At 64.5% G+C, this 2,913-nt stretch carries 3 protein-coding genes; all 3 read right to left on the bottom strand.

Features of this window, described 5'->3' with window-relative positions:
- Positions 1 to 74: 74 nt before the first annotated feature.
- Positions 75 to 455, bottom strand: a complete 381-nt coding sequence (locus RGD00_RS23055) for a DUF6538 domain-containing protein (RefSeq protein ID WP_310459574.1) — start codon at positions 453 to 455, stop codon at positions 75 to 77.
- Between the two features lie 98 nt (positions 456 to 553).
- Positions 554 to 694, bottom strand: a complete 141-nt coding sequence (locus RGD00_RS23050; RefSeq protein ID WP_310459573.1) for a hypothetical protein — start codon at positions 692 to 694, stop codon at positions 554 to 556.
- 63 nt (positions 695 to 757) lie between these two features.
- Positions 758 to 2,821, bottom strand: a complete 2,064-nt coding sequence (locus RGD00_RS23045) for a calcium-binding protein (protein WP_310459572.1) — start codon at positions 2,819 to 2,821, stop codon at positions 758 to 760.
- Positions 2,822 to 2,913 lie beyond the last annotated feature (92 nt).

Raw genomic sequence — 2,913 nt, 5'->3', positions numbered from 1 at the left:
TCTACGCCGCTCTGGAAACTGACGCCATGGCCGCGTAACTAACCGAAATCAGCCTCCGGCAAACCCGGCGCGGTTCAGACCGAGACGAACAGCCCGACCGAGAACCGCACCGACTTGAAGCCCCCGTGTTGCAACTCGTTCGACCGGCGGTTCAGGTAGGCCTTGGCCAGGTCCGCCACCGTCTTGCGCCCGACCACCACCACCGGGGCAAACACCGGAGGGGTGACCATCACCGGCACCGGCTTCCCGACCGCCTGCCCGGCCCGGGCCTTGGCTATGATCTCCTCATACCGGGCATTGACCTCGCTGGCCCGCGCCTTCGCCACCCGGGCGTCCCCGGTCTTCAGCGACTGCTTGAACGCCTGCCCCAGCACGGGTTGCAGGTCCTTGGGGTAGTTCCGCCGATACAGCCAACACTGCTGCTTGAGATAGGCGTACTGGATACGCACAGACATGAGTCCTCCTTCTGGGGCCTTTGCCCCAGGTCTGAGAGTTTGGTTGATTTTGTGATTGGGTTCAGCCGGTTAGATGGAAACCGGAGTTCCCTGCCTCGCTACCGGCCCTGCACCAGCAGGGCGAACAGCGCGAAGATCCAGCCCCGGGGGATCACCGCCGCCACCAGCACCGCCAGCGACAGGTAGGGCGCAAAAAGAAGACCCCCGGCAACGCCGAGGGCCACAAGCATTCTGAACATCATGAGCTCCTGGTCTGCTTCCTATGCAGATGGAGGAGTTTGCTCGGTTTTGGCAGCGCGCCCCTACAAGATGAAGTCCCCCGCCGTGAGCGTGACGGTGCCTTGAACCAGCAACCCGAAGTCGACCTGCCCGTCCCCGTTCACATCGCCCTCCACCAGCCAGCCGGCAGCAACTTGCGACACCCGCAGTTGTCCCGCTGTGCTGAAGGCCGCCTCTCCGATAAACACGAAGGCCTGATCCCCCTCCACATCGGCCCGTGCATCGATGGCGGAGAGGTCGATGCGGTCCTGCCCGCTGGTGAAGTCGGTAATCGTGTCGTTTTGTTCCCCGCGGCTGTCGGCAAGGCCGCGGAACAGGAAGGTATCGTTGCCCGCGCCGCCGGTGAGGGTATCGGCTCCCCGTCCGCCGATCAGCGTGTCATCGCCCTCGCCGCCCAGAAGCAGGTCGTCGCCTGCGCCGCCGCTCAAAAGGTCGTTACCCGCCCCGCCTTCCAGCCGGTCGTCGCCGTCCTCGCCGTTCAGCGTGTCATTGCCGTTGCCGCCGCGCAGCGTGTCGTCTCCGGTACTGCCGAACACGGTATCGTTGCCGTCGCCGCCATCGGCAAAGTCGTTGCCCGTGCCGCCTGCGATCCAGTCGTTGCCGCCGCCGCCGGTCATCGAGTCGTCGCCCGCCCCGCCGTCCATCCGGTCGGCCCCGGCGCCGCCGTCCATCGTGTCGTGGCCCTCGGCGCCCAGCATCAGGTCGTTGCCGCCGCCGCCGTCCATGCGGTCGGCCCCGGCGCCGCCCTCCATCGTGTCGTGACCCTCGCCGCCCAGCATCAGATCGTTGCCCTGACCGCCCAGCAGCAGGTCGTCACCGGCGCCGCCCTCCAGCAAGTCGTCGCCCGGCCCACCCTCCAGCGTGTCATTCCCGGCGCCGCCGTCCAGCGTGTCGTTGCCCTGGACCCCGCGCAGCAGGTCATCGCCGTCCTCGCCGAAGAGGACATCATGGCCGGTACCGCCAGCAAGCTGGTCGTCCCCCGCCCCTCCGTTCAGCAGATCATCACCGGCCCCGCCTTCCAGTTGGTCGTTGTCCGCACCGCCCAGCAGCGTGTCATCGCCTGCACCACCCAGAAGCGAGTCATCCCCGGCATCGCCAAGCAGCAGGTCGTTGCCAGCCCTGCCTTCGAGCAGGTCGTTGCCCACGCCCCCGTCGAGAGAATCCCGACCCTGGCCACCAATGAGCGTATCATCGCCGATCCCGCCCAGGAGCGTGTCGTCGCCCGCCCCCCCACGCAGCAGGTCTAACCCCGCGCCACCGTCGATCCAGTCGTTGCCGTTACCCCCGTCGAGCGTGTCGTTACCGTTCCCCCCTTCAAGGGAATCGTTCCCCGCACCACCGAGAAGACTGTCCCGGCCGATACCGCCAGACAGATGGTCGTTGCCCGCCCCGCCGTGCAGCAGGTCGTTGCCCTCCAGACCGCTGAGCGTGTCCGCCCCGGCGCCGCCATGGAGTTCGTCCCCGGCGAAACTGCCGGTGAGAAGATCGTTCCCGCCCATCCCCTCGAAGCGAACCCCTACCGAACCATCATCGTACCGCGGATTGACACTGAATGTATTGGCGTTCTCGTCCCCGATCACGGAACTGAAATGATCGTTCCAAGCGTACACGATCACGTTCTCCACATTGGAAACCGCATAGACATTCAGTTCCTCTGAGAAAAGCCAATCTGCCACACCCCGTCCAAGATCGACCTTCCAACCGTACGACAGATCCAAGGTATCGATGCCGCTACCACCGTCGACGAGGCCACCGCGCAAGTCCCCGCTGGTAGCATAAAGGCTGAACGTATCGTTCCCATCGCCCCCGTAGGCACGATCCAAGGGCCTGACGTTGAAGGTGTCATCGCCGCCATAACCATAAAGCACATCAGGCGTATAACCGCCTCGCCCCTGGAGCGAGGCCGAAAAGTAGTCGTTCCCCGAGCCGCCATGAACGGTCACGGCATTGATCAACGAAGACAAGGAGAAAAAGTTGTCTCGCGTGCTGTTGCCGTAGATCACCTCGAAACCAACGACATCGAAATCGCCAACCGTAAAGCCGGGAACGCCATTGATCGTGGCGCTAGAGAAGCTAGAGAAGGACATCGTGCCGTTGTAGCCGGCTCTGTTGCACAAATCGGCTGAGGGCCGGAGTTCCCCTTTCCCCGGACAGACTTATCCTGTGACTTCCGTGATGG

The organism is Ruixingdingia sedimenti (assembly GCF_031432425.1).
GTDB lineage: Bacteria > Pseudomonadota > Alphaproteobacteria > Rhodobacterales > Rhodobacteraceae > Ruixingdingia > Ruixingdingia sedimenti.
This window is presented reverse-complemented; position numbering and strand designations above follow the sequence as displayed.